Annotated in this window: 1 protein-coding gene; it reads left to right on the forward strand. The window is 65.9% G+C overall.

Going from position 1 to position 2548, the window contains the following annotated elements:
• A partial coding sequence (locus LPU83_RS17350; RefSeq protein ID WP_157997283.1) for an AMP-binding protein occupies positions 1 to 2548 on the forward strand: 2548 nt, incomplete at both ends.

The raw sequence follows: 2548 nt of genomic DNA on the forward strand, positions 1-2548 counted from the left end.
TGCAAGTCTTGGCAGCCATCAGGAGGTGGCGGTGCCGGCCAACCTGATCGGCGAACAGAGCACGGCGATCACGCCGCAGATGCTGCCGCTGATCGAGCTGGTCCAGCCGGAGATCGACCGGATCGTCGCTGCGGTGCCCGGCGGCGTCGGCAATATCCAGGATATCTATGGCCTGTCGCCGCTGCAGGACGGCATTCTGTTCCATCATCTGCTGGCCAGCCGCGGCGATCCCTATCTGCTGGTCAGTCAGATGGTGTTTGCCGAGCGGGGTGTGTTGGAGCGCTATCTTGGCGCGGTTCAGCAGGTGGTGGACCGGCACGACATTCTGCGCACGGCCTTTGTCTGGGAGGGGCTGTCGAGCCCGGCCCAGGTGGTCTGGCGCAAGGCGCCGCTGGAAGTGCGCGAGGTCGAGCTGGATGAGGATGGCGGTCCCGGTTCCGAGCAGCTGAAGCGGCGGTTCGATCCGCGCCAGTATCGCATTGATCTTGGCCGGGCGCCGCTGTTGCGGTTTGTGATCGCGCGCGAGCCGGGCAGCGGGCGCTGGCTGCTGCTGGAGCTGCTGCACCATCTGATCGGCGATCACACGACGCTGGAGATCATGCATGCCGAGGTGCGGGCCGTGCTGGAAGGTCGCGGGCATGAGCTTGCCGCACCGCAGCCGTTCCGCAATCTGGTGGCGCAGGCGCGGCTGGGTGTCGATGCCAAAGCGCATGAAGCGTTCTTCCGGGAGATGCTGGCCGACATCGACGAGCCGACCCTGCCGTTCAGTCTGAGCGAGGTCTACGGCGACGGCCGCGGATCCCGCGAGGCACGGCGGATGCTGCCGCAGGCGCTCAACGAGCGGCTGCGCCACCAGGCGCGGCGGCTGGGGGTGAGTCTGGCCAGCCTTTGCCATCTGGCCTGGGCCCAGGTGGTGGCGCTGAGCAGCGGCCGCGAGCAGGTGGTGTTCGGCACGGTGCTGTTCGGCCGCATGCATGCGGGTGCCGGCGCCGACCGCACCATGGGGCTGTTCATGAACACCCTGCCCGTGCGGCTCGACCTGGACGGCACCGGGGCCGAGGCGAGCGTGCGGGCTACGCATGCGCGGCTTTCCGAGCTGCTGGCACACGAGCATGCCTCGCTGGCACGGGCGCAACGTTGCAGCGGCGTTGCGCCGCCGGCGCCGCTGTTCAGTGCGCTGCTGAACTACCGCCACAACACGCCGGCGGCCCTGGCCGGCTCCGGAGCGGAGGATGGTCTGTCTGGCATCGAATGGCTGGGCGCGGAGGAACGCACCAACTATCCGCTGGCGCTGTCGGTGGATGATTATGGCGAGGCGCTCGGGCTGACGGCGCAGGTGGCCGAGCCTGTCTCTGCGGATCGGGTCTGCGGCTACATGCAGCGGGCGCTCGAGCAACTGGCCGACGCATTGGAACATGCCCCCGATAGGCCGGTGCGCGAGCTTGACATCCTGCCGGCCGACGAGCGCAGCTACCTGCTGGAGGATCTGAACCGGACGGCGGCGACTTATCCGTCGGATAGGTGCATCCACGAGCTGTTTGAGGCGCAGGTGCGCCTGGCGCCGGAGGCGGTGGCGCTGGTCTATGAGGACGAGCGGCTGAGCTATGGCGCGCTCAATGCGCGGACCAACCGGCTGGCCCATCATCTGATCGACCTCGGGGTCAAGCCGGATCAGCCGGTGGCGATCTGCGTCGAGCGCAGCCTGGCGATGGTGGTGGGGCTGCTGGCGATCCTCAAGGCCGGCGGCGCCTACGTGCCGCTCGATCCGACCTATCCCAGCGAACGGCTGCGGCAGGTGCTCGACGATGCCGCGCCGCGGCTGCTGCTTTGCGATGCCGCCGGACTCGCCGCCCTCGCCCCCGAGGCGCCGGCCGATCTGACGGTGGTGGACCTTGATACCGCAACACCGGCCTGGGCGGACCAGCCGGCTTCCGATCCCGACCCGCGGGCACTGGGCCTGACCGCCCGCAATCTCGCCTATGTCATCTACACCTCAGGCTCGACCGGCAAACCTAAGGGCGTCATGGTCGAGCATGCACAGATTGTTCGTTTGTTCGAGGCAATTCAGGACCCGTATGGCTTCACCGAACGCGACGTGTGGTGTCTGTTCCATTCCTTCTCGTTCGATTTCTCGGTGTGGGAGTTGTGGGGGGCACTGCGCCATGGCGGGTGTGTGGTTCTCGTGCCGAGCCATTCTGCGCGCTCCCCTTCAGACTTCCACGATCTAATCTGCAAGTCTGGAGTCACAGTTCTGAACCAGACTCCCTCGGCTTTCAAAGCTCTCATGGATGTGGAGTGTCACAGCAGTGCCCGGAACCGACTTCGATATGTGATCTTTGGTGGGGAGGCTCTGGAGCCATCGATCCTGAAGCGGTGGTATGCAAGGCATTCCGATTGCCGCCCACAATTGATCAACATGTACGGCATCACGGAAGCGACCGTGCATGTAACCTATCGACCGCTTAATCAGTCTGACACTTCCGAGCCCGGCAGTCCGATTGGAAAGCGCATCCCCGACCTGCGCATTTATCTGCTCGACGGCCATGGT

The sequence above is a fragment of the Rhizobium favelukesii genome, from assembly GCF_000577275.2.
GTDB lineage: Bacteria > Pseudomonadota > Alphaproteobacteria > Rhizobiales > Rhizobiaceae > Rhizobium > Rhizobium favelukesii.